This is a genomic window from Sphingobium sp. PNB, from assembly GCF_019873065.1.
Taxonomy (GTDB): domain Bacteria; phylum Pseudomonadota; class Alphaproteobacteria; order Sphingomonadales; family Sphingomonadaceae; genus Sphingobium; species Sphingobium fuliginis.
In genome coordinates this window covers 1-615 of record NZ_JAINEZ010000239.1, presented here as the reverse complement: position 1 = coordinate 615, position 615 = coordinate 1, and the positions used below count along the sequence as shown (strand labels likewise).

The following is a 615-nucleotide window of genomic DNA, read 5'->3' as shown; positions in this document are numbered from 1 at the left end:
GAAACACTGATGGCTGTGGCGCATATCGGATACCGGATGGCGCTGCGCGACCTCGACCGCAAGCACAAGGAGGCGGGGGAGTGAGTATCCTATGCGCAATCGGGCTGCACAAGTTCAAGCAACTGCGGGTGGAAGGCTTTACCGGAGAGCACGACTGGTTCGCCAGAGTTTGGGGTAACGCGCTCATCGTGGACGCCTGCGAACGATGCCAGAAGCACCGCTACAACGCGGCCTATCTGCCATCTCCACAAGCGCAAGAGGTGGACGATATGGAGTTGAGCATGCCCAAATCTTCCGCCACAGCCTCACCAGACGCGAAAAATGCGCTTGGAGGTATCGAGGTAGCCAAGAGCATCCAATCGCGCTCTACGGGCTTTAAAACGGCCCGCCCATCCACAGAGGGGAGGTAGGGGGATGGCTAAGGAAACCCCGAAACAATACACGGGCCGCAAACTGCGCAGGAAGATCGAGCTTGCGAAGGTGGCAGTCATGGAAGCCCAGCAGAGCGCCACGGAATATCGAGGCGATATGGCTGCGCGGCGACTGACAGGATGCGAGCGTAGCGACAATCAAGATGAGAATCGGTTGTTGGGGTGTCGGTGAAGGGCGGAGGGC

General features: G+C 59.0%; 2 protein-coding genes. Both read left to right on the top strand.

Going from position 1 to position 615, the window contains the following annotated elements:
- Positions 1 to 410, top strand: a 410-nt coding sequence (locus K7W03_RS27625; protein WP_222888162.1) for a hypothetical protein, incomplete at its 5' end; no start/stop codon positions are given.
- Between the two features lie 4 nt (positions 411 to 414).
- Positions 415 to 603 (top strand): hypothetical protein, encoded by a 189-nt coding sequence (locus tag K7W03_RS27620; RefSeq protein WP_222888160.1) that lies wholly within the window; start codon positions 415 to 417, stop codon positions 601 to 603.
- Positions 604 to 615 lie beyond the last annotated feature (12 nt).